Here is a 26037-nt window from a genome sequence, read left to right as displayed (position 1 = left end):
GGTCCGTTGTGGCTGGTCGCGCCCTCGCGGCGGAGCCGCATATCGATACAGCCCCGCGCCCCTGAAGGGGCGCTTCCCCGTACCCTGTATCAGCAGCAACCCCCGGTTTTTTGAGGAAGGCATACGTCGGCATGGCGCAGCAGGACACCGAAAAGCAGCACGCGGGCGTGCTCCCCGTGGACGACGAGGGCTTCGTCATCGACACCGAGGAGGCCGAGGAGCGCGAGAACGCCTGGCGTGCGGCCGGCGCCTCGCGGCCCATCACCGTCGTCGGGAACCCGGTGCTGCACAAGGAGTGCAAGGACGTCACCGAGTTCGGCGAGGAGCTGCAGCAGCTGGTCGCGGACATGTTCGCCTCGCAGCGCACCGCCGAGGGGGTGGGCCTGGCCGCCAACCAGATCGGCGTCGACCTGAAGGTCTTCGTCTACGACTGCGGCGACGACGAGGGCGTGCGGCACGTGGGTGTCGTCTGCAACCCCAAGCTGGTCGACCTCCCTGCCGAGAAGCGGCGGCTGGACGACAGCAACGAAGGGTGCCTGTCCGTGCCCACCGCGTATGCGCCGCTCGCCCGTCCCGACTACGCCGAGGTGACCGGGCAGGACGAGAAGGGCAACCCGATCAAGGTCCGTGGCACCGGCTACTTCGCCCGGTGCCTGCAGCACGAGACCGACCACCTGTACGGCTACCTCTACATCGACCGCCTGTCCAAGCGAGAGCGCAAGGACGCGCTGCGGCAGATGGCCGAGAACGAGCCCCGCTACCCCGTCGTCGCGAACGACTGAGGCGAATGACGGGTCAGGCGGCGTCCGGTCCGGCCTCCGGTCCCCGGAAGGTGCGCCGGTAGGCGTTCGGGGTGGTTCCCACCACCCGTAGGAAGTGATGGCGCAGCGCGGCCGCGGCGCCGAAGCCCGTTCGGCCCGCGATCGCGTCCACCGTCTGGTCCGTGCCCTCCAGCAACTGCTGGGCCAGCAGCACGCGTTGGCGCAGGATCCAGCGGTAGGGGGTGGTGCCCGTCTCCTGCTGGAAACGGCGGGCGAAGGTGCGCGGCGACATGTGGGCGCGGTCGGCGAGCTGCTCGACCGTGACGTCCTCGTCGAGGTGCCGCTCCATCCACACCAGCACCTCGGCGACCGTGTCGCCGTGCGAGCGGGGCAGCGGGCGCTCGATGTACTGGGCCTGCCCGCCGTCCCGGTGCGGCGGCACCACCATCCGCCGGGCGATCTTGTTGGCGACCTCGGGGCCCTGCTCCTTGCGCACGATGTGCAGACAGGCGTCGATGCCGGCGGCGGTGCCCGCGGAGGTGATCACCGGGTCCTCGTCGACGTACAGGACGTCGGGCTCGACCTTCAGCCGCGGGTACGCCTGCGCCAGCTCCTCCGCGTGGTGCCAGTGCACGGCAGAGCGCCGGCCGTCGAGCAGCCCGGCCGCGGCGAGCACGAAGACGCCGGAACAGACACTGAGCACCCGCGCCCCACGGTCCACGGCGCGCCGCAGGGCATCCAGCAGCTCGGGCGGGAACTCCCGCGTCTCGAAGCGGGCACCTGCCGGTACGGCGATGAGGTCGGCCTCCTCCAGCCGCTCCAGGCCGTGCTCGACCTGCATGGAGAAGCCCGCGCGCGTGCCCAGCACCGGCCCCTCGGCCGAGGCGACCGCGAAGTCGTACACGGGCAGTCCGTCGTCACTGCGGTCGGTGCCGAACACCTCGCAGACGACGGCCAGTTCGAAGGGGTTCACGCCGTCCAGGACGACGGCGGCGACGTTCTGCAGCATGCCACCAGTGTGCCTCGCCATTGGCAGTATTTCGAGGGTCTACGGCAGTCCTGCCACTGTTTGTAAGGAGCTATCGGCGCGACAGTGGTGTCCATGGATACGGCACACATCGAAGGACTGATCGGAATGCTGACCGTTCTCGGAATCCTGGTCCTGCTGGTTCTCCCGTCCGTGATGGGCATCGTGCACGACCGTCGCATCGACCGTCAGATCCGCGAGGCCGAGCAGGCTCGACGGGAGACCGAGGCCTCCCGTCCACCAAGGACACGGCGGCGCTACTTCACCACCACGGTGACCCACCACTCCTGAATCCCCATGCACGAGACCCGGCCGGCCTGAGTGGCGCACAGCGGCCGGGTGGACTGCAGCCGGGTCTTCCCGTCCGACACGGCCTTGAAGGCGGCGCTCGCGTCACCGGGCTGCAGGACGAACCCGCTGTTGGCGGCCTCCAGGCCGGAGCCGCTCGCGGTGACCGGCTTCCAGGGCCGCTTCGCGGTTCCGTCCAGGCTGATACGGACGGTGTCGCCCACGGCCACGCAGACCGTACGGCCGCTCTCGGCGGCGCCGAGCGTGGATGCCGTCGTACAGCCGCCCGTGGGACTCGGCGTCGGGCTGGTCGTCGGGCTCTTCGTGGGGGTGGGGGACGACGACACGCTGTTGCTGCCGCCCTTGCCGCTGTCGGCCTGGCTGCCGCAGCCGGCGAGGGCGAGGGTGAAGGTGAGTGCCGCGAGGGCGAGGGTCGTGTGGCGGATCGTTCGACGCATGGGGGGCCTCCTCTCCCATGTGACGTGTCACCAGCACCTTTGGATCCACACCGGAGCCCCGGCCGCGAAGGCGGCGACCGGGGCTCCGGGTCAAACGGGTCAGACAGTGATCAGCTGGTTGTCACGGCGGTGTCGTCGAGGACGAAGCTGGTCTGGAGCGAGGAGTCCTCGACACCGCTGAACTTCAGGGTGACGGTGGAGCCGGCGTACGAGGACAGATCGATGGACTTCTGGGCGTACCCGGAGGCGGCGTTGAGGTTCGAGTACGTCGCCAGGGTGGTCGAGCCGGCGGTGACGGTCAGCTTGTCGTAGGCCGTGCTGCTGGACGTCTCCGCGGTGTCGATGTGCAGGTAGAAGGTGAAGGTCGCCTTGCAGCCGCTCGGCACGGTCACCGACTGGGACAGCGTGTCGGTGTGCGAGGAGCCGTACCCGTCCAGCCAGGCGTAGTACGAACCGGCGTGCGCCGACTCGCTGCTGGAGTTGGTGATGACGCCGCTGGACGCGGTCCAGGTGGTGTTGCCCGACTCGAAGCCGGGGTTGCCGAGCAGCTGGGACGAGGTGCAGGTGCCGCTGCTGGAACCCACCGTCCAGCTGAAGGAGGCCGAGCCGGAGGCGCCGGTGGAGTCGCTCGCGGTGACGGTGACCTGGTAGGTGCCCGCGGTGGACGCCGTACCCGTGATCTTTCCGGTCGAGCTGCTGATCGACAGCCCGGTCGGCAGGCCGCTCGCGCTGTAGGTCAGGGTCGCCCCCGCGCTGTCGGAGGCGCTGATCTGGAGGCTGACCGAGCTGCCGGTCGTCGTCGACTGGCTGCCCGGGTTGGTGACGGTCACCGTGTTGCCGGTGGTGCTGCCGGAGGTGAAGGCGGTGGTGCCGTTGGGGGTGCCCCAGCCGGTCGGGCCGTCGTAGCCGGTCTCGGCGGTGCAGAAGTAGGCCGTGGAGCAGGAGCCGTTGCTGCCGCTGGTCACGTCGTACAGGTTGCTGGTGTGGCTGTAGGGGTACTTCGCCGGGTAGTCGCTCGAACCCGGGGTGCCGGCCAGCGCGTACACGCCCGCGATGATCGGCGCGGAGGCGCTGGTGCCGCCGTAGACCGCCCAGCCGGAGCCGCCGTAGGTGTCGTACACGGCCACACCGGTGGCCGGGTCGGCGACGGCGGAGACGTCGGCCTCCATGCGCTTGGTGCAGCCGGTGTCGGTCTGCCAGCTCGGCTTGGAGTCGTACGCGGAGCAGCCGGAGCCGGTGCCCTCGGTGGAGCTGGTCTTCCAGACGGACTCGGTCCAGCCGCGGGAGTTGGAGGAGGTGCTCAGCGCCGTGCCGCCGACGGCGGTCACGTACTGGGACGTCGCCGGGTACTCGGCGCCGTAGGCGGAGTCACCGGAGGAGACGGTGATCGCGACACCCGGGTGCTTGAAGTACGAGGTGTCCTCGCTGGTCTGGGAGGAGGACTCGGAGCCGCCCCAGCTGTTGGAGACGAACTTGGCGCCGAGCGCGACGGCCTCGTTCTCGGCGGTGCCGAGGTCGGAGTCCGTTGCCGAGTTGGCCTCGACCAGGATGATGTTGCAGTTCGGGCAGACGGCGCTGACCATGTCGAGGTCCAGCGCCTCTTCACCGGCCCAGCCGGTGTCGTTGGTGGGCAGCGAGGTCGTGGAACCGGTCTGGCTGACCTGCTTGAAGCAGCCGCTGGCCTTGGTGCACGAGGACAGGCCGTACGTCGAGCGGTAAGTGGCCAGGTCCGACTCGGCGTTGGGGTCGTTGTACGCGTCCACGATGGCGACGGTCAGGCCCGAGCCGCCCGTTGACGGCAGGTTGTAGGCGCTGTGCAGGTTGGCCGGGCTGAGGCCGGAGGGCGCGGCGGCGGCGACCGCGGAGGCCAGCCGCTGCTTGATGTCGGTGCGGCGCTGGGCGAAGCACGATGCGTGACCGGGGGCCGCGGTGGCGCACAGGTGCGTGGTGGGCACCTTCTGGCCGGCCTTGCCGGTCGAGTGGAACGTCTGCCGCTCGGGGGAGGTGAGGGCCTTGGAGTTCTGGGTGGAGCGGGAGATGTGCGAGGCCGCGGATGCCGCGGGCTCTGCGTGCGCGGGTGCCGCGACGAGTCCGGCGAGGCCGAGGGCGAGGGTGGGGATGGCTACGGCCAGGAGTCTTCGCAGGCTCCGTCTGGACTTTCCGGTGCGTGTCTGACGCATGGGGGTACTGCCTCCGTCGTTGGAGTGGGGTTCTCGACGCTGGTGGCAGGCCTGTGACGCGCGTAGCGGCGGCGGTGCGCGATGCCGTCATGGGCATGACACATTGAACGTCCTGTGATGCCGTGTGTGATGCCGTACGTGATGCTGTTGTGGTGCGGTTGTGTGTGACATGACAGGACGGCCAGAAAGTAGCGGGTGGCGAGGACACCGGAACAGACGGGCCGGAAGAACTTTGCCGCTCCATAAGAGCTCCATGGACGGCGCATGGACGGCGCATGGATGACGCTTGGTCGGCCCATGAAAGCTCCATGGGCCGACCCGAAGCCTTGGGAGGCTAGAAGTCCTCGTCGAGGTCGACCGTGCCCTCCACCGCGACCTGGTACGCCGAAGGCCGGCGCTCGAAGAAGTTGGTCAGTTCCTGGACACCCTGCAACTCCATGAAGGAGAAGGGGTTTTCGGAGCCGTACACCGGGGCGAAGCCGAGGCGGGTGAGGCGCTGGTCGGCGACGCACTCCAGGTACTGGCGCATCGACTCGGTGTTCATGCCGGGCAGGCCGTCCCCGCACAGGTCGCGCCCGAACTGCAGCTCGGCCTCGACGGCTTCCTTCAGCATGTCCGTCACCTGCTGCTGGAGCTGGTCGTCGAAGAGCTCCGGCTCCTCCTTGCGTACGGTGTCGACCACGTCGAACGCGAAGCTCATGTGCATGGTCTCGTCGCGGAACACCCAGTTGGTGCCGGTGGCGAGACCGTGCAGCAGGCCCCGGCTGCGGAACCAGTACACGTACGCGAAGGCGCCGTAGAAGAACAGGCCCTCGATGCAGGCGGCGAAGCAGATCAGGTTCAGCAGGAAGCGGCGGCGGTCGGCCTTGGACTCCAGGCGGTCGAGCTTGTCCACCGAGTCCATCCACTTGAAGCAGAACTGGGCCTTCTCGCGGATCGAGGGGATGTTCTCGACGGCCGCGAAGGCGGCGGCGCGGTCCTCCGGGTCGGGGAGGTAGGTGTCCAGGAGGGTCAGATAGAACTGGACGTGGACTGCCTCCTCGAAGAGCTGGCGGCTCAAGTAGAGCCGTGCCTCGGGGGAGTTGATGTGCTTGTAGAGGGTCAGGACCAGGTTGTTCGCCACGATCGAGTCGCCCGTCGCGAAGAAGGCGACCAGTCGGCCGATCAGGTGCTGCTCGGCGGGCGTGAGCTTGGCGAGGTCGGCGACGTCCGAGTGGAGGTCGACCTCCTCCACGGTCCAGGTGTTCTTGATGGCGTCCCGGTAGCGCTCGTAGAAGTCCGGGTAGCGCATGGGGCGGAGGGTCAGCTCGAAGCCCGGGTCGAGCAGATTCTGGGTGGTGGACATTACTGGCAGGCCTCGCAGGACTCGGGGTTTTCCAGGGAGCAGGCGACCGCGTCGGGGTCGGCTGCTTGCTGCACGGGGATGGTCTTTTCAGGCTGAGCTTGGGCCTGGGCGGCGCGGGCGATGCGGGTCGCCGGGCGGGAGCGCAGGTAGTACGTCGTCTTCAGGCCCTGCTTCCAGGCGTACGCGTACATCGACGAGAGCTTGCCGATGGTCGGCGTCTCCAGGAACAGGTTCAGGGACTGGGACTGGTCCAGGTACGGGGTGCGGGCCGCCGCCATGTCGATCAGGCCGCGCTGCGGGATCTCCCACGCCGTGCGGTACAGGGCGCGTACGTCGGCCGGGATCCAGGCGAAGTCCTGCACCGAGCCGTTCGCGTCGCGCAGCGCCTCGCGGGTACGGGCGTCCCAGACTCCCAGCGCCTTCAGGTCCTTCACCAAGTACGAGTTGACCTGCAGGAATTCACCGGACAGCGTCTCGCGCTTGAAGAGGTTCGACACCTGCGGCTCGATGCACTCGTACACGCCCGCGATCGAGGCGATGGTGGCCGTGGGAGCGATCGCGAGGAGAAGGGAGTTGCGCATGCCGACGGTGGCGATGCGCTCCCGCAGTGCCGTCCAGCGCTCCGGCCAGGTGTACTGCGTGTCGTAGTGGTCGGGGTGCAGGATGCCGCGGGCCGTACGGGTCTTCTCCCAGGCCGGCAGCGGGCCGCTCCGCTCGGCGAGGTCGGCCGAGGCCTCGTACGCGGCGAGCATGATGCGCTCGGCGATACGGGTGGACAGGGCCTTGGCCTCCGGTGAGTCGAAGGGCAGGCGGAGCTTGAAGAAGACGTCCTGCAGGCCCATCGCGCCGAGGCCGACGGGGCGCCAGCGGGCGTTCGACCGGCCCGCCTGCTCGGTCGGGTAGAAGTTGATGTCGACGACGCGGTCCAGGAAGGTGACGGCCGTGCGGACGGTCTCGTCCAGCCGTTTCCAGTCGATGTCCTGGCCGACCACGAATGCGCCGAGGTTGACCGAACCCAGGTTGCAGACCGCCGTCTCGCCGTCGTCCGTGACCTCCAGGATCTCCGTGCAGAGGTTGGAGGAGTGGACGACATGGCCCGGCTCGGCCGTCTGGTTGGCGGTGCGGTTGGCGGCGTCCTTGAAGGTCATCCAGCCGTTGCCGGTCTGGGCGAGGGTGCGCATCATGCGGCCGTAGAGGTCGCGGGCGGGGATGGTCTTGCGGGCCAGCCCCTCCGCCTCCGCCTTGCGGTACGCGGCGTCGAACTCCGCGCCCCACAGGTCCACCAACTCGGGTACGTCGGCGGGGGAGAAGAGGCTCCACTGCTGGTCGGCGTTGACGCGGCGCATGAACTCGTCCGGGATCCAGTGCGCGAGGTTCAGGTTGTGCGTACGGCGGGCGTCCTCGCCGGTGTTGTCGCGCAGCTCCAGGAACTCCTCGATGTCGGAGTGCCAGGTCTCCAGGTAGACGGCCGCCGCGCCCTTGCGCCGGCCGCCCTGGTTCACGGCGGCGACCGAGGCGTCGAGGGTCTTCAGGAACGGGACGATGCCGTTGGAGTGCCCATTGGTGCCGCGGATCAGCGAACCGCGGCTGCGGATGCGGGAGTACGCGAGGCCGATGCCGCCGGCGTGCTTCGAGAGGCGGGCCACCTGGTGGTAGCGGTCGTAGATGGAGTCCAGCTCGTCCAGCGGGGAGTCGAGGAGGTAGCAGGACGACATCTGGGGGTGCCGGGTGCCGGAGTTGAAGAGGGTGGGGGAGGAGGGGAGGTAGTCGAGGCGGCTCATCAGGCCGTAGAGCGCGGCGACTTCGTCGACGGCGCGGGCCGAGTCGTCCTCGGCGAGGCCGCTGGCGACCCGCAGCATGAAGTGCTGCGGCGTCTCGATCACGCGGCGGGTGATCGGGTGCCGGAGCAGATAGCGGCTGTGGAGCGTGCGCAGGCCGAAGTAGCCGAAGCGGTCGTCCCCTTGAGGGTCGACGAGTGCGTCCAGGCGGGCGGCGTGCAGGCGGACGATCTCCGCCGTGCGGTCGGCGATGAGGCCTTCGCGGTGCCCGACGGCGACAGACTCCGTGAAGGACGTGACGCCCTGCGAGGCGGCCTCCGCGGCGATGCTGATCGTGAGCAGCCGGGCGGCGAGCCTGCTGTACGCGGGGTCCTCCGAGATCAGGCCGGCGGCCGCCTCCGTGGCCAGTTCGCGCAGCTCCGTCTCGTCCGCACGGGCGGACCGGCCGCGCAGCGCGGCGGCGGCGACCCGGCCGGGGTCGGCGTCGGGGAGGTCGGCGGTCAGCTCGGTCAGGGTCCGCAGCAGCGCGGCTCCGGGACCGTCGTCGGCCACTGCGGCGTTCGCTGAAACCGGGTCTGCTGGCGCGATGGTCACGTGAGGCTCTCCCTCGCTCGGCACGGGGGGCCTTGCGGAGGGCAGGGGGCAGTCACGAGCGCGCACGGCGTCGCGTCCACCGGCCCATTCCACGAGGCCCGGACGTCACAGCACCCGGGCCACGGCGGCCGGGCGCACTGTCGGCAGGTCCTCGGACTGACGCTCAAACATGTGCGAACACGCATGAGTACACCGTTGCGGGACAGTTCCGGATTCGCACCGGATTCCCCTGCGGCGACAGCGAGCATGAGCATACATCTTGTGCCGGGCGCCGGAAGCACCCCCATATGTTGTGTCGCTGCTGACTCCGGAGCGTGTCAGAGCGTCAACTCATAGGTGATCAGCGTGAAGTCGACTCCCGGGATCGGGTTCCAGTCGCGCTCGGGGGCGCGGACGAAGCCGGCGCGTTCGTAGATGCGGTGGGCGGCATGCATGATCGACTGGGTGGACAGGACGATGCCGGTGCACTCCGCGGCTCTTGCCCGGTCGATGCAGGCGCGGACGAGGGCCTCTCCGGCTCCTCTGCCGCGGGCGGCGCGGTCGACGGCGAGCATACGGATCTCGGCCTCTCCGGGGCCCGCAATGTCGGTCATGGGGCCCGGGGACGCGACGAAGGTGACGCCGCCGAGGAGTTGGTCGCCCTGCGCGGCCACCAGCACGTCGGCCGCCGCCGCCCGCTTGGCGACGTCCTTCAGTTCGCCGAGATACCAGTCGCTCGCGCCGAAGGTGAGAAGGCCGTCCTGGAGGTAGGCCTGGGCGGTGATCTCGCCGAGGGCCTCGTACTCACCGGGTTCCACCGGCCTGATCACGATGTCCATGTACCCGAGTGTGCCGGACGGGTACGACAACGGGCCGCCGGATTTCGTCCGACGGCCCGTTGGTCACCGCAACCGTCAGTGGGAAGCCCCGGCCGTGGCCGGCGGCAGCTCCACCTGCACGCCCGGGTCGCCCGCGTCCGCCGTGTAGTCCTGCGGCTTCGTCTCGTCGACGCCCTCCGGGGCCTTCAGCGCCTTGAGTACGAAGGTCAGGACCACCGCGACCACGGCATTCAGGACGAACGCGGTGAGGCCGATGTAGCCCATCTCGCCGAGGCCCGGGATGTCGGCGTTGGAGCCACCGAAGTGCTTCTGGCCCGGGTTGGTCGGGGAGGCGACGCCGTACGCGGCGAGGGTGCCGTAGACCATGCCGACCGCCCAGCCCGCGAGCAGTGCCCAGCGGTGGAACCAGCGCGTGAACAGGCCGCCGACCAGGGCCGGGAAGGTCTGCAGGATCCAGATGCCGCCCAGCAGCTGGAAGTTGATGGCGACCGTCTTGTCCATGGTCAGGACGAAGACCAGGGCGCCCACCTTCACCAGCAGGGACACCAGCTTGGAGACCTTGGTCTCCTGCTCGGCCGTGGCGTTCGGCTTGATGAAGTCCTTGTAGATGTTGCGGGTGAAGAGGTTCGCCGCCGCGATGGACATGATGGCCGCGGGCACGAGGGCGCCGATGCCGATCGCGGCGAAGGCCACGCCCGCGAACCAGCTCGGGAACATGTTCTCGAACAGCTGCGGGATCGCCAGCTGCCCGTTGGTGACCTTGACTCCGGCCGCGATCGCCATGAAGCCCAGCAGCGCGAGCAGGCCCAGCATCAGCGAGTACAGCGGCAGGATCGTGGTGTTGCGGCGGATCACGTTACGGCTCTTGGAGGAGAGGGTCGCCGTGATGGAGTGCGGGTACATGAAGAGGGCGAGCGCGGAGCCCAACGCCAGCGTGGCGTACGTCCATTGGTTCGCCTCGGCCGGGACCAGCGCCCCGCGCGGCTTGCCGGTCGCCGGGTTGGTCGCGCTGAACGCCTCGCTCGCCTTGGCGAAGATGTCGTCGAAGCCGCCCAGCTTGATCGGGATGTAGATGATCGCCACCGCGATGACGATGTAGATCAGCGCGTCCTTCACGAACGCGATCAGCGCGGGCGCGCGCAGGCCCGACGAGTACGTGTACGCCGCCAGCACGCCGAAGGCGATCAGCAGCGGCAGGTCCTTCACGAACCAGTTGGAGTTCGCGCTGCCGCCGATGCCCATGACGTCCAACACGGCCTGAATGCCCACCAGTTGGAGCGCGATGTACGGCATCGTCGCGAGAATGCCGGTCACGGCCACCGCCAGCGACAGGCCCTTCGAGCCGAACCGGCCGCGCACGAAGTCCGAGGTCGTCACATAGCCGTGCTTGTGGGACACCGACCACAGGCGGGGCAGGAACGTGAAGATCAGCGGGTACACGAGGATGGTGTACGGCACCGCGAAGAAGCCGGCCGCGCCCGCCGCATAGATCGCCGCGGGTACGGCGACGAAGGTGTACGCCGTGTACAGGTCGCCGCCGAGCAGGAACCAGGTGATCCAGGTACCGAACGACCGTCCGCCCAGGCCCCATTCGTCGAGGCTCTGCTCGTTCTCGGCCTTGCGCCAGCGCGCGGCCAGGAAGCCCATGACCGTGACGGCCAGGAAGAAGAAGATGAAGACGCCGAGTGCGACGCCGTTCACGCCGTTCTTCACTTGGACGCACCGCCCTTCTGCGAGGCACGGGCGCGCTGGTCACGCTGCCACAGCTTGTACGCGGTCATCGTCAGCGCCGTGGAGATCAGCACCCACAGCATCTGGTACCAGTAGAAGAACGGGATGCCGATGAGCGCCGGGTCCGTCTTGGCGTAGGAGCCGACCCAGAGCATCGCCACGAAGGGCGCGACGAGGCAGAGGGCGATGACCGCGCGGACCGGTGTCACCACCGGGGGTCTCACTTCAGGCGCATCTGACATATCGCGGCTCCGTTCCCTCGCTGATCCCACTGATCACCTGTGTAACGCGCAGGCAATCTAGGTCACTGTGTGAAGGCAGCGGAAGACCTCGTCCGCATATCGGTATGTCGATTCCGTGAAGGCCCGACATCGGTGTCATCGGCAGCAGGTCAGCAGCAGCGGAAACCCTGTTGCGGATCGGCCTCCTGACGGTCCGTCCGCATCCGCTCGAACTCACGCCGGGACGGCACCTCCGCGTCCGGATGGCCCTTCCGCAGATGCGCGGCATAACGGTCGTACGCCGACTCGTCCGTCAGCTCCCGCACATACCAGCGCACACCCCTAATCGCCCGGCGCAGCAGTACCGACGACCGCACGGCGCTCCTCCTCCTTCTCCTGGCGGGTCGGTATCAGCCCCGCCGGGGCGGTGATCCTCGACTCGACGTACGGCGACTCGCTCAGCGAGGAGAGAGCCGGGCGGCGGACGTGCCGGATGCAGACGCGCAGAGCGTCCGCGATCACCACGACGATCAGAACGGCCAGGACCGCCGAAAGGACGCCGTCCACCGTGGAGTTGGTGACCACGGTGTGCATGTCGTCCATGTTCTTGGCGGGCGGCAGCACCTTCCCGGCGTCGATGGCATCCTGGAACACGGACCGCTGCTTGAAGAAGCCGACCTTGGGGTCGCTGGAGAACACCTTCTGGTAGCTGGCCGTGAGGGTGACGGTCGCGTCCCAGGCGAGCGGAATCCCGGTGATCCAGGCCCACTTGAGGCGCCCGGACTTCACCAGCAGGGTCGTGCACACGGCCAGGGCGACCGCGGCGAGCAGCTGGTTGGAGATGCCGAAGATCGGGAACAGCTGGTTGATGCCGCCGAGGGGCTCGTGGACGCCCACCCAGAGGAAGTAGCCCCACAGCGCGCACACGATCGCACTGGTGATGGCCAGTCCCGGCTTCCAACTCACGTTCTTGAAGGGCCGGATGACGTTGCCCAGCATGTCCTGGAGCATGAACCGGCCCACCCGCGTACCGGCGTCCAGCGCGGTCAGGATGAACAGCGCCTCGAACATGATGGCGAAGTGGTACCAGAAGGCCCTGAGGCTCCCGCCGGTGACCTTGGAGAAGATCTCCGAGACGCCGATGGCGAGCGTGGGGGCGCCCCCGGTACGGGAGAGCAGGGTCGTCTCCTCGACGTTCTTCGCCGCCTGGGCGAGGTCGGCGGGGGAGATGTGAAACCCCCAACCGGTCACCACCTGCGAGGCGTTCTGCACGGTGGTACCGATGGCACCGGCCGGTGCGTTCATCGCGAAGTACAGTCCCGGGTCGATGATGCTGGCCGCGACCAGCGCCATGATCGCGACCGACGACTCCATCAGCATGGAGCCGTAGCCGATCATCCGGACCTGTGTCTCCTTCTGGATCATCTTCGGCGTCGTCCCGCTCGAGATGAGCGAGTGGAAGCCGGACAGCGCCCCGCAGGCGATGGTGATGAAGACGAAGGGGAACAGGGATCCGGCGAAGACCGGGCCGTCGCCGCGCGAGGCGAAGTCCGTCACCGCGTCCATCTTCAGCGTCGGCAGGGCGATGACCACACCGAGCGCGAGCAGCGCGATGGTGCCGATCTTCATGAAGGTGGACAGGTAGTCGCGCGGCGCGAGCAGCATCCACACCGGCAGGATCGAGGCGATGAAGCCGTACGCCACCAGCCAGATGACCAGGGTCGAGGGCGCCAGGGTGAAGGCGCCGGCCCACGACGACTCGGCGACCCAGCGGCCCGCGACGAGCGCGAGCAGCAGCAGGGCCACACCGATCAGCGACACCTCGGCGACCCGGCCGGGGCGAAGTACCCGCAGATAGAAGCCCATCAGCAGGGCGATCGGGATGGTCATCGCGATGGAGAAGGTGCCCCACGGCGAGGCGGCGAGCGCGTTGACGATGACCAGCGCCAGCACGCCGAGCAGGATGATCATGATGGCGAAGGCGGCGATCAGCGCGGCCGCACCGCCGAAGGGGCCGATCTCCTCGCGGGCCATCTGCCCCAGCGAACGCCCGTCCCGACGCGTGGAGAAGAACAGCACCACCATGTCCTGGACCGCGCCCGCGAAGACGACCCCGGCGATGATCCAGATCGTGCCGGGCAGGTAGCCCATCTGCGCGGCCAGCACCGGGCCGACCAGGGGCCCGGCGCCGGCGATCGCCGCGAAGTGGTGGCCCAGCAGGACGCGGCGGTCGGTGGGGTGGAAGTCGATGCCGTTGTCGAGACGTTCGGCCGGGGTGGCCCGGGTCCCGTCGACCTTGAGCACCTTGTACGCGATGAACTTCGCGTAGAAGCGGTAGGCGATCGCATAGGTGCCGAGGGCGGCTGCGACCATCCAGGCGGCCGAGACGTTCTCACCCCGGGAGAGCGCGAGTACGGACCAGCCTGCCGCCCCGACCAGAGCGACGAGGGTCCAGATGACGATGGAGCGGACGTTCGCGGTACGCACGAGGCGGTCCTCCCGTCCAGACGGAGTCGGGAGGACCGTAGAACAGGAACGGCAGTTGCGCTACACCGCGGTAGCGCTCCGCTGGGGGTGCCGTGGGGTTGTTTTTTGTCTGCGGCGCCGTTGTGGCTGGTCGCGCCCGCGCGGCGGAGCCGCATATCCGACACAGCCCCGCGCCCCTTCGGGGGCGCTGCCCCGCCCGTCCGGTTAGTCGGTGGGCCTCTTCAGGCGGGCCACGAACTTGTACCGGTCCCCCCGGTACACCGACCGCACCCACTCCACCGGCTCCCCGGTCTTGTCGAAGGAGTGCCGGGAGAGCATCAGCATCGGCAGGCCCACGTCGGTGCCCAGCAGGCCCGCCTCGCGCGGGGTGGCCAGCGAGGTCTCGATGGTCTCCTCGGCCTCGGCGAGGTGGACGTCGTAGACCTCGGCCAACGCCGTGTAGAGGGACGTGTACTTGACCAGGGAGCGGCGCAGGGCCGGGAAGCGCTTGGCGCTGAGGTGGGTCGTCTCGATGGCCATCGGCTCGGCGTTGGCCATGCGCAGGCGCTCGATGCGCAGCACCCGGCCGCCGGCCGTGATGTCGAGGAGCTCGGCGAGGCGGTCGTCGGCGGTGATGTAGCCGATGTCCAGCAGCTGCGAGGTGGGTTCCAGGCCCTGGGCGCGCATGTCCTCGGTGTACGAGGTGAGTTGGAGCGCCTGCGAGACCTTCGGCTTGGCGACGAAGGTGCCCTTGCCCTGGATGCGTTCGAGGCGGCCCTCGACGACCAGCTCCTGAAGGGCCTGCCGCACGGTCGTGCGTGAGGTGTCGAACTCGGCGGCGAGGGTGCGCTCGGGCGGTACCGGAGTGCCGGGCGACTGCGTCTCCGTCATGTCGAGGAGGTGCTTCTTCAAGCGGTAGTACTTGGGCACGCGCGCGGTACGGACGGTCGCCCCACCCTCGTTCTCCGCACTGCTGACGTCGGTGCTCATGCTCTGCCTCTCCGGCTCCGGATGGGGGGTCACTTCGTGATCCCTTCTGTATACCGTCGCCGCCTCTTTTGGTCTAGTCCACGGGGCTAAGTGGTCTAGCGGACGAGAGTACTCCGGCGGCGCTGATTTCGCTGCCTTCTTACTTAAAGGTTCCTGCATATGTAGGTCGCATAACGGCTGGTCAGGGCCGTTTCGAGCACTCTTGACAGGCCTCCTGGTCTGGTCCAAGCTCCCCCTACTGGTCTACACCATTGGTTCAGGTCCCGGCGCATGGGCGGGGGAGGTGTGGGCATCCCTGAGGAGGGTGGCGTGAAGCGCAAGCTGATAGCCGCGATCGGTATCGCGGGCATGATGGTCTCCATCGCGGCGTGTGGCGGCAGCGACAGCAAGGGTTCTTCCAACAGCGGCGCGGACGCCAAGGAGCTGACTGTCTGGCTCACCGTCGACGCCCAGAACAACTGGCCGAACCTGGTGAAGGCGGCCGACGCGGCCGTCCAGAAGAAGCACCCCGGCATCAAGATCAACCACGAGTACTACGGCTGGCCGGACAAGAACACCAAGCTCGACGCGGTCCTCGCCACCGACAAGGCCCCCGACGTGGTCGAGATGGGCAACACCGAGATGCTCGGCTACATGGTCAAGGGCGCCTTCGCCCCTGTCGACCCGGCCAAGTTCACCAACTCCTCCGCCTGGCTGGACGGCCTCAAGGCCTCGGTGACGTTCGCCGGCAAGACCTACGGCGTCCCGTACTACGCGGGCGGCCGCGTCGCCAACTGGCGCAAGGACGTGTTCGCCGCGGCCGGCGTCAAGTCCACGCCCAAGACGTACGCCGAGCTCACCTCCGCCCTGGACAAGGTCCAGAAGAAGGAGGGCGACAAGTTCTCCGCCTGGTACCAGCCCACCCGTGACTGGTACGCGGCCATGTCCTTCGTCTACGACGCGGGCGGCTCCATCGCCAAGGAGTCCGGCGGCCAGTGGAAGGCCAACCTCTCCTCGCCGGAGTCCGTCAAGGGCCTGACCGAGTTCAAGAACGTCGTCGACAAGTACATGCACGGCGACAAGACCAAGGACGAGTCCGACCGTTACATCGTCTACGGCCAGGGCAAGTCCGGCATGATCTTCGGCGCCGCCTGGGAGGGCGCGACCTCGGCCGACCCGAAGAACGACAAGACCGGCAAGCTCAAGAACAACCTCGAGAACTTCGTGATGCCGGGTCCGTCCGGCAAGAACCTCCCCGTCTTCCTGGGCGGCAGCGACCTCGCGATCCCGGTCAAGTCCAAGGCGCAGGCCGTCGCCGCCGAGTGGATCAACGCGTTCACCGGCCCCTCCGGCCAGAAGGGCCTGATGGCCAAGGGCAACCTGCCCAACAACAAGACCGACCTCGCGACCCTCAAGAACGACCCCGCGACGGCGGTCCCGGCCACCGCGGCCGAGTCCAACTGGTTCGTCCCGATGGCACCCGGCTGGGGCCAGGTCGAGAAGGCCCAGGTCCTGCAGACCATGCTGCAGGACATCGGCACCGGCAAGAAGTCGGTCGAGGCCGCCGCGAAGGACGCGGACGCCGCGATCGACAAGGTCATCAACAACAAGTGACCTGAGGGCAGGGCCCGTACAGCCTCCGTCGACGGAGAGGCGGGCCCTGCCTCTCGTACGACCGTACGACCTGAGGGACCGCTGAGGAGCGCGCCATGAGTGCCGCAGACACGACCACCCCCGCCAAGGTGCCGCCGCCGCGGCAGGCGCCGCCACCACCGCCGGTCGCCAAGAACCCACGCAGAGCCCGGACTTCGGGCGGCGCGGCCACACCGTGGCTGCTGCTCGCCCCCTGTCTGCTGATCCTGGCGCTGGTACTCGGCTATCCGCTGGTCCGCCTGGTCACCCTCTCCTTCCAGAAGTTCGGGCAGTCCCAGCTGTGGGGCTTCCTGCCGGCCGAGTGGGTCGGGTTCGACAACTTCACCGGGGTGCTGGGCGACGGCGAGTTCTGGCAGGTCGTGGTCCGCACGATCGTCTTCGCGGCCGGCTCGGTCATCTTCACGATGGTGCTGGGCATGCTGATCGCCCTGCTCCTCCAGCGGGTCTCCGGCTGGGTGAAGACGCTGGTCAACATCGTGCTGGTGGCCAGCTGGGGCATGCCCATCATCGTCGCCACCACGGTCTTCAAGTGGCTGTTCGACGCCGACTACGGCATCCTCAACGCGCTGCTCAGCAAGCTGCCCGGCGTCCAGCTGATCGGCCACAACTGGTTCGCGAGCGGCCCGCAGGGCCTGGCCGTGATCATGCTCCTGGTGGTCTGGGGAGCCGTCCCCTTCGTCGTCATCACCCTCAGCGCCGGCCTCACGCAGGTCCCCGCCGAGCTGGAGGAGGCGGCCCGGCTGGACGGCGCGGGCTCCTGGGGCGTCTTCCGTTACGTCACCCTGCCCATCCTCAAGCCGATCATCGTGATGCTCACGACCCTGTCGGTCATCTGGGACATGGGCGTCTTCCCGCAGGTCTTCGTGATGCGAAACGGCCACCCGGAGGCGGAGTTCCAGCTCCTCACCACCTACTCCTACGACCGCGCCTTCGTCGTCAACGACTATGCGCAGGGCTCGGCGATCGCCCTGATCACCGTGGTGCTGATGCTCGGCGTGGTCGCCGTGTACATGCGGCAGATGCTGAAGATCGGAGAGGTCGAATGACCGTCATGAACGCCGTGGCGACCAAGGGGACCCCCTCGCGGCCCCGGAAGTCCAAGCTCGGCTGGAACCTCCTCGGCCTCCTGGTCTTCCTCACCGCCGGCTTCCCCGTCTACTGGATGCTCAACACGGCCATCAAACCGGCCAAGGACACCATCGACCCCGACCCGAGCCTGTTCCCGACCGGCTTCACGCTCGACAACTTCCGCCGGGCGCTGGCCATCGCGGACTTCTGGGGCCCGGTCGGCCGCAGCCTGATCGTCTCCCTGTCGGTCGTGGCGATCGGCATCGTCGTCGGCATGCTGGCGGCACTGGCCATCTCCCGGTTCGCCTTCCGCGGCCGCAGGATCGTGATCGTCGGCATCCTCGCGGTCCAGATGGTCCCGCTGGTCGCGATGATCATCCCGATCTTCCTGCTCCTCAACGACCTGGAGCAGTACGACAAGCTCTCGGGCCTGATCATCACGTACCTGACCTTCATCCTCCCCTTCACGGTGTGGACGCTGCGCGGCTTCATCGTCAACATCCCGAAGGAACTGGAGGAGGCGGCCATGGTCGACGGCTGCTCCCGCACCGGCGCCTTCATCCGCGTGGTCTTCCCCCTCCTCGCCCCCGGCATGGTCGCGACCTCGGTCTACGGCTTCATCCAGGCCTGGAACGAATACCTCTACGCCCTGATGCTGCTCAGCCAGAAGAACCAGACCGCGACCGTCTGGCTCGGCAACTTCACCACCAAGCACGGCACCGAATACGCCCCGATGATGGCCGGAGCCACGATGATGGCCGTGCCGATCGTCGTCCTGTTCCTCCTCGTCCAGCGCAAGATGGCCGCGGGCCTGACCGCCGGCGCAGTGAAGGGATAACGCCACCCGATGACGACATTCGCCAGCGGTACAGACACCCTGACCCGCGACGCCCTGACGGTCCTTCAGCCGGGCTTCACCGGCACGACGGCCCCCGACTGGCTGCTGCGCCGCCTCGGTGAAGGCCTCGCCTCCGTAGGCCTCTTCGGCCGCAACATCGCCTCACCCGAACAACTGGCGGCCCTGACCGCCCAGTTGCGGGCCGAGCGGGACGACGTCCTGGTCGCGATCGACGAGGAGGGCGGCGATGTCACCCGCCTCGAGGTCCGCACCGGCTCCTCCTTCCCCGGCAACAACGCGCTGGGCGCGGTCGACGACGTGGACCTGACGAGGCAGGTGGCCGCGGAACTCGGCCGCCGCCTCGCCGCCTGCGGGGTGAACCTCAACTGGGCCCCGTCGGCCGACGTGAACTCCAACCCCGAGAACCCCGTGATCGGCGTCCGCTCGTTCGGCGCCGAGACCGACCTGGTCGCCCGGCACACCGCCGCCTACGTCACCGGCCTCCAGTCCGCCGGAGTCGCCGCCTGCACCAAGCACTTCCCGGGCCACGGCGACACGGCCGTCGACTCCCACCACGCGCTGCCGCGCATCGACGTGGAGGCGGCGGTGCTGGAGTCCCGCGAACTGTCCCCGTTCCGCGCGGCCATCGCGGCGGGCACCCGCGCGGTGATGAGCGCCCACATCCTGGTCCCGGCCCTGGACCCGGACCACCCGGCGACCCTCTCGCCCACGATCCTCACCGACCTCCTCCGCGGCGACCTCGGCTACGACGGCCTCATCGTCACCGACGGCATGGAGATGCAGGCCATCGCCGGCACGTACGGCATCGAGCGCGGCAGCGTCCTCGCGGTGGCCGCCGGCGCCGACGCGATCTGCGTGGGCGGCGGCCTCGCCGACGACGAGACGGTACGACGCCTGCGCGACGCCCTGGTCTCGGCGGTCCGCACCGGCGAACTCCCCGAGGAGCGCCTGGCGGAGGCGGCGGAACGGGTCCGGGCGCTGGCCCACTGGACGGCCGCGGCGGCTGCAACCGACGCGGAACACACCCCCGACACCGAGGTGGGCCTCCGCGCAGCCCGCCGCGCCCTGAAGACGACCGCCACCGAGCCCTTCACCCCGCTCACCGAACCGCCCTACGTCGCCGCCCTCACCCCCGTCGCCAACATCGCGGTCGGCGACGAGACCCCCTGGGGCGTCGCGGCGGAACTCTTCCGCCTCCTCCCCGGCACGGAGACGGGCAGCTTCGCCGGCGAGAACGCGGGCCGCACCGCCCTGGCCGCGGCCGGCCCCCGCCGCATCGTGGCCGTGGTCCGCGACGAACACCGCCACCCCTGGATGGCAGCCGCTCTCGACACCCTGCTGGCAGCCCGCCCGGACACGATCGTGGTCGAGATGGGCCTGCCCCAGGCATCCCCTCGCGGAGCCCTGCACATCGCGACGCATGGCGCGGCCCGGGTGTGCGGGCGAGCGGCGGCGGAGGTGATTGCGGGGGCGTAATCACTACGACGAGACAGGCGCCGGCTCCCTCAAAGGGGAACCGGCGCCTGCAACGCTTTCAGGGGCGCGGGGCTGTGTCTGATATGCGGCTCCGCCGCGTGGGCGCGAGCAACCCACCACGACTCGCAGTCCGAAGACAACCGAACCAGGCAGACGAAACCGCCTAAATACCCTGCCAGTCAGGCTTGTTGGCATACGTGTGCCGAAAGTAGTCCGCCAACTTCAACTTGGACGCCGCCCCCTCGTCGACAACAACCGTCGCATGCGGGTGCAACTGCAGCGCCGAGGCCGGACACACCGCAGCCACCGGCCCTTCCACGGTCGCGGCAACCGCATCCGCCTTGCCCTCCCCCGTGGCAAGCAGCACCAGATGCCGAGCCTCCAGAATCGTCCCGATCCCCTGAGTGATGACGTGATGCGGGACCTGCGTTATGTCCCCGTCGAAGAACCGCGCATTGTCGACCCGCGTCTGCTCGGTCAACGTCTTGATCCGCGTCCGCGAGGCCAGCGACGAACACGGCTCGTTGAACCCGATGTGCCCGTCGGTCCCGATGCCGAGCAGCTGCAGGTCCACCCCGCCGGCCTCGGCCAACGCCCTGTCGTACGCGGCGCACGCCAACTGCACGTCCTCGGCCGTCCCGTCGGGCCCCATGAACGCGTCCATCCCGATCCCGAGCGGCTCCAGCACCTCGCGCCCGAGCACCGAACGGTACGACTCCGGATGCTCCGCCGGCAGCCCCACGTACTCGTCGAGCTGCGCGATCCGCGCCCGCGAGGTGTCCACGGCACCGGAGCGCACCTGGGCCGCGAGCGCCTGGTAGACGGGCAGCGGGGTCGAGCCGGTGGCCACGCCGAGCAGCGCCGCGGGCTTGCGCCTCAGGAGCTGCGCCATGGCCTCGGCGATGAGCTCGCCGCCCGACTTGGCGTCCGGAACGATGACAACTTCCACGCTGGGCCTGCCGATCTGAAGGGCTGTGTGGGCTATGTGGTTTAGACCAATCTAACAGAATCGACTCCTGCGACCCAGGCCGATGCAGGGCGATCGGCACACCGCATGGAGGGCCATCGCCATTCCATGCGGAGGACAGGCGTCATTCGTCACGGGGGAGTGGAATGGGTGCGGTGCAGCGACGCGCATCGCCTCGCACGGCAAGCAGACACACTCGGGAGGAACCCGCCATGACCGCCCTGACTCCGGACCCGACACCGGACCCCCAGAACGACGTCCCGGGCCGGATCATGGCCCGTGAGATGGCCGAGCAGCCCGCCGTGCTGCGCCGCATCCTCGAGGAGGGAGCCCCCGGCATTCGGCAGGTGGCCCGGGAGATCGCCGCCCGCAAACCCCGCTTCGTCCTGCTGACCGCCCGCGGCACCTCCGACAACGCCGCCCTCTATGCCAAGTACCTCCTGGAGATCCGCCTCGGCCTGCCCTGCGGCCTCACCTCGATGTCCACCACCACGGCATACGGCGCCCGCCCGGACCTCACCGACGTCCTCGTCGTCACCGTCAGCCAGTCCGGCGGCTCCCCGGACCTGGTCGCCTCGACCCGCGCCGCCCGCGAGGCCGGCGCGATCACCCTCGCCGTGACCAACAACCCCGGCTCACCGCTGGCCGGCGTCTCCGAGTACCACGTCGACATCATGGCCGGGCCGGAGAAGGCCCTTCCCGCGACCAAGACCTACACGGCCTCCCTTCTCGCCCTCTACCTCTTCGTCGAAGGCCTGCGCGGCGGCGACGGCGCCCCTGCGAAGGTGCTGCCGGACCTCGCCGAGCAGTTGCTGGCCCGGCAGGACGAGGTCCGCGCCCTCGCCGCCCGCTACCGCTTCGCCGAACGCATGGTCATCACCTCCCGCGGCTACGGCTACCCCACGGCCAAGGAGGCCGCCCTCAAGCTCATGGAGACCAGCTACATCCCCGCCCTCTCTTACTCCGGCGCCGACCTCCTGCACGGCCCCCTCGCCATGGTCGACAACGTCTCCCCGGTCATCGCGGTGGTCACCGACGGCAAGGGCGGCGAGGCCCTCCAGCCCGTCCTCGACCGGCTGCGCGGCCGCGGCGCCGATCTGTTCGTCATCGGGCCCAGGAGCCAGGTCGAGCAGGCCTCCGCCGGCTTCGTCCTGCCCACCGAGGGCGTGGCCGAGGAGGTCCAGCCGATCCTGGAGATCATCCCGCTGCAGCTCCTGGCCCACGAGATCACCATCGCCCGCGGCCAGGACCCGGACGCACCGCGGGCGCTGGCCAAGGTGACCGAGACCCACTGAGCCGGCCCGCGGGCGGCCACCACCGGCCTCGTAGGAACCCTTACGTCAGCGAACCCCCCGTTGCATCCACCCAGCTTCCCGTCACCCACCGGCCGGCGTCCGACGCCAGGAACGCCACCACGTCGGCGACGTCGGCCGTCTCGCCGACCCGGCCCAGTGCGGAGAGCCCCGCCCCCCACTCCCACGCGTCCGGGCTGCCGTGCAGGACCTCATATGTGTTGTCCGTGTCGATGAGCCCCGGCGCGACCGAGTTCACGGTGATGCCCCGAGGGCCCAGCACCTTGGACAGGTCGCGGGAGAGAACGTCCAGCGCGCCCTTGGTCATCGTGTACGCCATGTTGTGCGGCATCGCGGCGCTCCTGGCCAGCCCCGACGAGATGTTGACGACCCGGCCCCCGTCCCGCAGGCGCGCCGCGCCCTGCTTGACGATGAAGAACGGCGCCTTCACGTTCACCGCGAAGAGCTTGTCGTACTCCTCCTCGTCTATCTCCTCGATCGTCCGCGATTTACCGATGCCCGCGTTGTTCACCAGGATGTCCAGCCCGTCCGCATGCCGGTCGAACTCCTCCCACAGGGCGTCCACGTCCCCCGGCCGCCCCAGCTCCACCCCGATCGCGAACGCCGAGCCGCCCGCCGCCTCGATCGCGGCCACCGTCTCCTTCGCCGCCGCCCCGTTCCTCCCGTAGTGGACCGCGACCCGCGCCCCGTCACGCCCCAGCCGCTCGGCGATCCCCCGCCCGATCCCCCTGCTCGCCCCCGTGACGAGTGCCGTCCTGCCTGCAAGCACGCCCATGCCGGCGCCCCCTTCGCACATTGTCTATCGATCGCTACAGAAAGACCGTACAGCAGCCCTCCGACATTTCTCTAGCGCCCCCTATACAATTCACTCCATGGTGGGCAGTGAGGACACGAAGACGAAGACCCAGGTGGCACCCAAGCCCCGCGGCCGCCCTCGTTCCTTCGATCGCGAGACCGCGCTGGAGAAGGCGGTCCTGGCCTTCTGGGAGCACGGGTACGAGGCGACCTCCGTCTCCGACCTGACCCGCGTCATGGGCATCGGCGCGCCGAGCCTGTACGCGGCCTTCGGCGACAAGCGCGCGCTGTTCGACGAGGTCGTGACCGTCTACGGCGTCCGCTACGGCTCCTTCACCGACCGGGCCCTCGCCGAGGAGCCCACCGCCCGGGCGGCCGTGGAGCGGGTCCTGCGGGAGGCCGCCGCCGAGTACACGACTCCCGGCCGACCGCACGGCTGCCTCGTCATCCACGCGGCCACGAACTGCACGAGCCCCGAGGTCGAGGCCTCCCTGCGTGAGCGGCGCAACGCCAACATCGCCGCCTTCGAGAGTCGTATGAGGGCCGACATCGCATCGGGGGAGCTGCCGGCCGGGACCGATGCCGCCGCGCTCGCCCGGCACACGGGGGCGATCATTCAGGGCATGTCCCAGCAGGCTCGGGACGGCGCGAGCCGCGAGGAGTTGGAGGCGCTCGCGGAAATTGCCATGTCCATCTGGCCCCGCACATGAACCCACACGGGTTAGGCTGCGTGGTGGATGTTAGGGCGTCCGACTAGTCGTAGCGCCAGTCGTAGCAGCCGCACAACTGACAACAACAAACAGGCTCCAACGCATGGACACACGTAGTGGTCTAGTCCACAATGCGTAAAGAGCGTGTACGCACGAGCTTCCGTCTTCCCCGCACAGGAAGACGGACGGAGGATCCGGAGCTCTCTGCCCTGACTGCCCCGGCTCCTCATCCTTCGGCCATCCGGGACCGCACACCCCGCGGCCGATATTGCTCCGGGCTGCGGTGCCGGGAGGGTTGAGGGTCCCTCCCAGGCGCCGCGGCCCGCGGGTGTTTTCAGGGCCTGTACGGACCTCCGGTCGTATTTAGGACCTGCACATACCCCCAGGTACGCTCACCCACGTGCCCTCCATGAACGAACTGGTCCGCCAGCACACCGCCCTCGACGACTCCGACCTCGAGTGGCTCCATCTGCTGGTCTCGGAGTGGCAGCTGCTGTCCGACCTCTCCTTCGCCGACCTCGTCCTGTGGGTCCCCACCCGCGACGGCACGCGCTACGTCTCTGTCGCCCAGATGCGCCCCAACACCGGCCCCACCTCCTACCAGGACGACATGGTCGGCCACCTCGTCCCACGCGGCCGACGCCCCATGCTGGACGCGGCGCTCGACGAGGGCCGGATCGTGCGCGAGGGCGACCCCGAGTGGCGCGAGGAGGTCCCCGTCCGGGTCGAGTCGATCCCCGTACGCCGGGAGGGACGCGTCCTCGGCGTCATCGCGCGCAACACCAACCTGCTGACCGTACGCACCCCGAGCCGCCTCGAACTGACGTATCTGCAGAGCGCCTCGGACCTGGCGCAGATGATCGCGGCCGGCTCCTTCCCGTTCGCGAACCAGCAGATGGACATGGATGCCGCGCCGCGCGTCGGTGACGGCCTGATCCGCCTCGACGCGGACGGCATCGTCCAGTACGCCTCCCCGAACGCCCTGTCCGCCTACCACCGCATGGGCCTCGCCTCCGACCTGGTCGGCCAGCACCTCGGCAGGACAACCGCCGAACTCGCCCCCACCCGCGGCCCGGTGGACGAGGCGCTGAGCAAGGTCGCCAGCGGCTGGGCGCCGCGCGAGTTCGAGATCGAGGCCCGCGACGGAGTGATCCAGTTCCGGGCGATCCCCCTCAAGCCCAAGGGCACACGCATCGGTTCGCTGGTCCTGCTCCGTGACGTGACCGAACTGCGCCGCCGCGAGCGCGAGTTGATCACCAAGGACGCGACCATCCGGGAGATCCACCACCGGGTGAAGAACAACCTCCAGACGGTCGCCGCCCTGCTGCGCCTGCAGGCCCGGCGCATCGAGTCCGACCGCGGCCGGGAGGCGCTCGAAGAGGCGGTCCGCCGTGTCGGATCGATCGCGATCGTGCACGAGACGCTCTCCCAGAACCTGGACGAGCGAGTGGAGTTCGACGAGATCGCCGACCGGGTGCTGGCCATGGTCGCGGAGATCTCGCCGGGCAAGGTCACCGGCCGGCGCTCCGGCCGCTTCGGCATCCTGGACGCCGAGGTGGCCACCCCGCTGTCCATGGTCCTGACGGAGATCCTGCAGAACGCCCTCGAACACGGCTTCCGAGAGGGCGACACCGGCACGGTCGAGGTCTCCGCGGTCCGCGGCGGCACCACCAAGGAGGCCCGACTCCTGGTCACCGTCCAGGACGACGGCGTCGGCCTGCCCGAGGGCTTCGACCCGCACACCGCGGGCAACCTGGGTCTGCAGATCGTACGGACCCTGGTGGAGGGGGAGTTGGGCGGCACATTCGACATGGTCCCGGCGCCCGACGGGGGGACGCGGGTGATCCTGGACGTTCCGGTGCAGGCGCACAAGTAACGCCGTACACAAGGAGCGCCGTACGGCAGGCCGGTGCACAGCAAGAAGCCCCGGACCGTTCCCAGGTCCGGGGCTGAAATGCTCGTTGCCAGCTTGTGCTGCGCATCGGGGGTACTGCGCGCTGCGGCTCGGGGGCGGGAGATGCGTACTCGCTGTACGCGCCGCCAAGCTCAGGCTGTTGCGGGGCGGGTTGTCAGGCGGAGGCCTGACGGGCCCGGTTGCGGGCGGCACGGCGCTTCATGGCGCGACGCTCGTCCTCGCTGAGACCACCCCAGACGCCGGAGTCCTGGCCGGACTCGAGCGCCCACTGCAGGCACTGCTCCATGACGGGGCAGCGGCGGCAGACGGCCTTGGCTTCCTCGATCTGCAGCAGCGCAGGACCGGTGTTGCCGATGGGGAAGAAGAGCTCGGGGTCTTCCTCGCGGCAAACGGCGTTGTGACGCCAGTCCATGGCTGCTACCTCTCCTTGGTATTACGTGCAGGTTGCTTGTGAATGTGAACGCTTTCACGAATCCCTCAACAAGTGAAGGGCCGAGCGCCAGGTTCCCTGGCGAGGTCCTGTGATTTGAAGAGGGGTTCCGGTGATCTGTTGAGGCCGGTGTTGCGGGCCGTCCCGATCGCCACGTAGAGACTCGCAAACCTCAGCGGCGGATACAACCCCTTCCGGAAAGTTTTTTTTGATTC

At 68.9% G+C, this 26037-nt stretch carries 23 protein-coding genes and 1 riboswitch; of the genes, 9 read left to right on the top strand and 14 right to left on the bottom strand.

Going from position 1 to position 26037, the window contains the following annotated elements; genetic code table 11:
* Nucleotides 1-131 precede the first annotated feature (131 nt).
* Complete coding sequence (gene def, locus ACFY10_RS15815) at nt 132-782, top strand: peptide deformylase (RefSeq protein WP_390665689.1); 651 nt, start codon at nt 132-134, stop codon at nt 780-782.
* A 13-nt stretch (nt 783-795) separates the two neighbouring features.
* Here the strand turns inward: def and ACFY10_RS15810 are convergent, their stop codons facing one another.
* A complete protein-coding gene (locus ACFY10_RS15810) occupies nt 796-1770 on the bottom strand; it encodes a GlxA family transcriptional regulator (protein WP_390665688.1) in 975 nt (324 codons plus the stop codon).
* 93 nt (nt 1771-1863) lie between these two features.
* On the opposite strand from ACFY10_RS15810, the gene ACFY10_RS15805 reads away from it, so the two are divergent.
* A complete protein-coding gene (locus ACFY10_RS15805) occupies nt 1864-2079 on the top strand; it encodes a hypothetical protein (protein WP_390665687.1) in 216 nt (71 codons plus the stop codon).
* Here the strand turns inward: ACFY10_RS15805 and ACFY10_RS15800 are convergent.
* The 10 genes from ACFY10_RS15800 to ACFY10_RS15755 all read right to left on the bottom strand — a co-directional run bounded on the left by ACFY10_RS15800 (nt 2046) and on the right by ACFY10_RS15755 (nt 14657).
* Nucleotides 2046-2534, bottom strand: coding sequence for a hypothetical protein (locus tag ACFY10_RS15800; protein WP_390665686.1), 489 nt, complete (start codon nt 2532-2534; stop codon nt 2046-2048). The genes ACFY10_RS15805 and ACFY10_RS15800 overlap by 34 nt on opposite strands.
* 110 nt (nt 2535-2644) lie before the next feature.
* Complete coding sequence (locus ACFY10_RS15795; RefSeq protein WP_390665685.1) at nt 2645-4714, bottom strand: putative Ig domain-containing protein; 2070 nt, start codon at nt 4712-4714, stop codon at nt 2645-2647.
* Nucleotides 4715-5048: 334 nt separating this feature from the next.
* On the bottom strand, nt 5049-6059 hold the full coding sequence (locus ACFY10_RS15790) for a ribonucleotide-diphosphate reductase subunit beta (RefSeq protein WP_390665684.1): 1011 nt from the start codon (nt 6057-6059) through the stop codon (nt 5049-5051).
* Nucleotides 6059-8431 (bottom strand): ribonucleoside-diphosphate reductase subunit alpha, encoded by a 2373-nt coding sequence (locus ACFY10_RS15785; protein WP_390665683.1) that lies wholly within the window; start codon nt 8429-8431, stop codon nt 6059-6061. The genes ACFY10_RS15790 and ACFY10_RS15785 overlap by 1 nt, the downstream gene beginning before the upstream one ends.
* Before the next feature lie 124 nt (nt 8432-8555).
* Nucleotides 8556-8722: riboswitch (cobalamin riboswitch) on the bottom strand.
* A gap of 26 nt (nt 8723-8748) precedes the next feature.
* Nucleotides 8749-9249 (bottom strand): GNAT family N-acetyltransferase, encoded by a 501-nt coding sequence (locus ACFY10_RS15780; protein ID WP_390665682.1) that lies wholly within the window; start codon nt 9247-9249, stop codon nt 8749-8751.
* A gap of 75 nt (nt 9250-9324) precedes the next feature.
* Complete coding sequence (mctP, locus tag ACFY10_RS15775; protein ID WP_390665681.1) at nt 9325-10962, bottom strand: monocarboxylate uptake permease MctP; 1638 nt, start codon at nt 10960-10962, stop codon at nt 9325-9327.
* Complete coding sequence (locus ACFY10_RS15770; RefSeq protein WP_390665680.1) at nt 10959-11222, bottom strand: DUF3311 domain-containing protein; 264 nt, start codon at nt 11220-11222, stop codon at nt 10959-10961. The genes mctP and ACFY10_RS15770 overlap by 4 nt, the downstream gene beginning before the upstream one ends.
* 149 nt (nt 11223-11371) lie before the next feature.
* Complete coding sequence (locus ACFY10_RS15765) at nt 11372-11578, bottom strand: YbdD/YjiX family protein (protein WP_390665679.1); 207 nt, start codon at nt 11576-11578, stop codon at nt 11372-11374.
* Nucleotides 11544-13688, bottom strand: a complete 2145-nt coding sequence (locus ACFY10_RS15760; protein WP_390665678.1) for a carbon starvation CstA family protein — start codon at nt 13686-13688, stop codon at nt 11544-11546. The genes ACFY10_RS15765 and ACFY10_RS15760 overlap by 35 nt, the downstream gene beginning before the upstream one ends.
* Before the next feature lie 204 nt (nt 13689-13892).
* The gene (locus ACFY10_RS15755; protein ID WP_390665677.1) at nt 13893-14657 is read right to left on the bottom strand and encodes a GntR family transcriptional regulator; all 765 of its coding nucleotides are present in this window, start codon (nt 14655-14657) and stop codon (nt 13893-13895) included.
* Between the two features lie 309 nt (nt 14658-14966).
* Here ACFY10_RS15755 and ACFY10_RS15750 point away from each other — a divergent pair, with 309 nt between their 5' ends.
* From ACFY10_RS15750 to ACFY10_RS15735, 4 genes are all read left to right on the top strand, one after another.
* Nucleotides 14967-16250 (top strand): extracellular solute-binding protein, encoded by a 1284-nt coding sequence (locus ACFY10_RS15750; protein WP_390665676.1) that lies wholly within the window; start codon nt 14967-14969, stop codon nt 16248-16250.
* A gap of 95 nt (nt 16251-16345) precedes the next feature.
* Nucleotides 16346-17335 (top strand): carbohydrate ABC transporter permease, encoded by a 990-nt coding sequence (locus ACFY10_RS15745; protein ID WP_390665675.1) that lies wholly within the window; start codon nt 16346-16348, stop codon nt 17333-17335.
* Nucleotides 17332-18195: a carbohydrate ABC transporter permease gene (locus ACFY10_RS15740; RefSeq protein WP_390665674.1), complete on the top strand. Its 864-nt coding sequence runs from the start codon at nt 17332-17334 to the stop codon at nt 18193-18195. Before ACFY10_RS15745 ends, ACFY10_RS15740 begins: the two co-directional genes overlap by 4 nt.
* A gap of 9 nt (nt 18196-18204) precedes the next feature.
* On the top strand, nt 18205-19692 hold the full coding sequence (locus ACFY10_RS15735) for a glycoside hydrolase family 3 protein (protein ID WP_390665673.1): 1488 nt from the start codon (nt 18205-18207) through the stop codon (nt 19690-19692).
* A gap of 163 nt (nt 19693-19855) precedes the next feature.
* Here the strand turns inward: ACFY10_RS15735 and nagB are convergent, their stop codons facing one another.
* Nucleotides 19856-20641, bottom strand: coding sequence for a glucosamine-6-phosphate deaminase (gene nagB / locus ACFY10_RS15730; RefSeq protein WP_390665672.1), 786 nt, complete (start codon nt 20639-20641; stop codon nt 19856-19858).
* A gap of 230 nt (nt 20642-20871) precedes the next feature.
* Here nagB and ACFY10_RS15725 point away from each other — a divergent pair, with 230 nt between their 5' ends.
* Nucleotides 20872-21954, top strand: a complete 1083-nt coding sequence (locus tag ACFY10_RS15725) for an SIS domain-containing protein (RefSeq protein WP_390665671.1) — start codon at nt 20872-20874, stop codon at nt 21952-21954.
* A 40-nt stretch (nt 21955-21994) separates the two neighbouring features.
* On the opposite strand, the gene ACFY10_RS15720 is transcribed toward ACFY10_RS15725, so the two are convergent.
* Entirely contained in the window at nt 21995-22747 is a 753-nt protein-coding gene (locus ACFY10_RS15720) for an SDR family oxidoreductase (protein ID WP_390665670.1), read from the bottom strand.
* 97 nt (nt 22748-22844) lie between these two features.
* On the opposite strand from ACFY10_RS15720, the gene ACFY10_RS15715 reads away from it, so the two are divergent.
* Both ACFY10_RS15715 and ACFY10_RS15710 read left to right on the top strand, forming a co-directional pair.
* Nucleotides 22845-23477, top strand: coding sequence for a TetR/AcrR family transcriptional regulator (locus ACFY10_RS15715; RefSeq protein WP_390665669.1), 633 nt, complete (start codon nt 22845-22847; stop codon nt 23475-23477).
* A gap of 409 nt (nt 23478-23886) precedes the next feature.
* Nucleotides 23887-25353 carry a sensor histidine kinase gene (locus ACFY10_RS15710; RefSeq protein WP_390666173.1) on the top strand — a complete coding sequence of 489 codons (1467 nt, stop codon included), beginning with the start codon at nt 23887-23889 and terminating at the stop codon, nt 25351-25353.
* 193 nt (nt 25354-25546) lie between these two features.
* Here ACFY10_RS15710 and ACFY10_RS15705 read toward each other — a convergent pair whose 3' ends face one another.
* Nucleotides 25547-25804, bottom strand: coding sequence for a WhiB family transcriptional regulator (locus ACFY10_RS15705; RefSeq protein WP_016639615.1), 258 nt, complete (start codon nt 25802-25804; stop codon nt 25547-25549).
* Between the last annotated feature and the right edge of the window lie 233 nt (nt 25805-26037).

The organism is Streptomyces sp. NPDC001401, assembly GCF_042895385.1.
Lineage (GTDB): Bacteria > Actinomycetota > Actinomycetes > Streptomycetales > Streptomycetaceae > Streptomyces.
Note: the sequence above shows the minus strand (reverse complement) of the source record. Positions and strands in the feature narration are given on the sequence as shown.

Excerpts from the sequence above, each read along its gene's own strand:
- def (WP_390665689.1), top strand. The coding sequence starts at position 132 with ATGGCGCAGCAGGACACCGAAAAGCAGCACGCGGGCGTGCTCCCCGTG.
- ACFY10_RS15810 (WP_390665688.1), bottom strand. The coding sequence starts at position 1,770 with ATGCTGCAGAACGTCGCCGCCGTCGTCCTGGACGGCGTGAACCCCTTC.
- ACFY10_RS15805 (WP_390665687.1), top strand. The coding sequence starts at position 1,864 with ATGGATACGGCACACATCGAAGGACTGATCGGAATGCTGACCGTTCTC.
- ACFY10_RS15800 (WP_390665686.1), bottom strand. The coding sequence starts at position 2,534 with ATGCGTCGAACGATCCGCCACACGACCCTCGCCCTCGCGGCACTCACC.
- ACFY10_RS15795 (WP_390665685.1), bottom strand. The coding sequence starts at position 4,714 with ATGCGTCAGACACGCACCGGAAAGTCCAGACGGAGCCTGCGAAGACTC.
- ACFY10_RS15790 (WP_390665684.1), bottom strand. The coding sequence starts at position 6,059 with ATGTCCACCACCCAGAATCTGCTCGACCCGGGCTTCGAGCTGACCCTC.
- ACFY10_RS15780 (WP_390665682.1), bottom strand. The coding sequence starts at position 9,249 with ATGGACATCGTGATCAGGCCGGTGGAACCCGGTGAGTACGAGGCCCTC.
- ACFY10_RS15770 (WP_390665680.1), bottom strand. The coding sequence starts at position 11,222 with ATGTCAGATGCGCCTGAAGTGAGACCCCCGGTGGTGACACCGGTCCGC.
- ACFY10_RS15755 (WP_390665677.1), bottom strand. The coding sequence starts at position 14,657 with ATGAGCACCGACGTCAGCAGTGCGGAGAACGAGGGTGGGGCGACCGTC.
- ACFY10_RS15745 (WP_390665675.1), top strand. The coding sequence starts at position 16,346 with ATGAGTGCCGCAGACACGACCACCCCCGCCAAGGTGCCGCCGCCGCGG.
- ACFY10_RS15740 (WP_390665674.1), top strand. The coding sequence starts at position 17,332 with ATGACCGTCATGAACGCCGTGGCGACCAAGGGGACCCCCTCGCGGCCC.
- ACFY10_RS15735 (WP_390665673.1), top strand. The coding sequence starts at position 18,205 with ATGACGACATTCGCCAGCGGTACAGACACCCTGACCCGCGACGCCCTG.
- ACFY10_RS15725 (WP_390665671.1), top strand. The coding sequence starts at position 20,872 with ATGACCGCCCTGACTCCGGACCCGACACCGGACCCCCAGAACGACGTC.
- ACFY10_RS15720 (WP_390665670.1), bottom strand. The coding sequence starts at position 22,747 with ATGGGCGTGCTTGCAGGCAGGACGGCACTCGTCACGGGGGCGAGCAGG.
- ACFY10_RS15715 (WP_390665669.1), top strand. The coding sequence starts at position 22,845 with ATGGTGGGCAGTGAGGACACGAAGACGAAGACCCAGGTGGCACCCAAG.
- ACFY10_RS15710 (WP_390666173.1), top strand. The coding sequence starts at position 23,887 with ATGAACGAACTGGTCCGCCAGCACACCGCCCTCGACGACTCCGACCTC.
- ACFY10_RS15705 (WP_016639615.1), bottom strand. The coding sequence starts at position 25,804 with ATGGACTGGCGTCACAACGCCGTTTGCCGCGAGGAAGACCCCGAGCTC.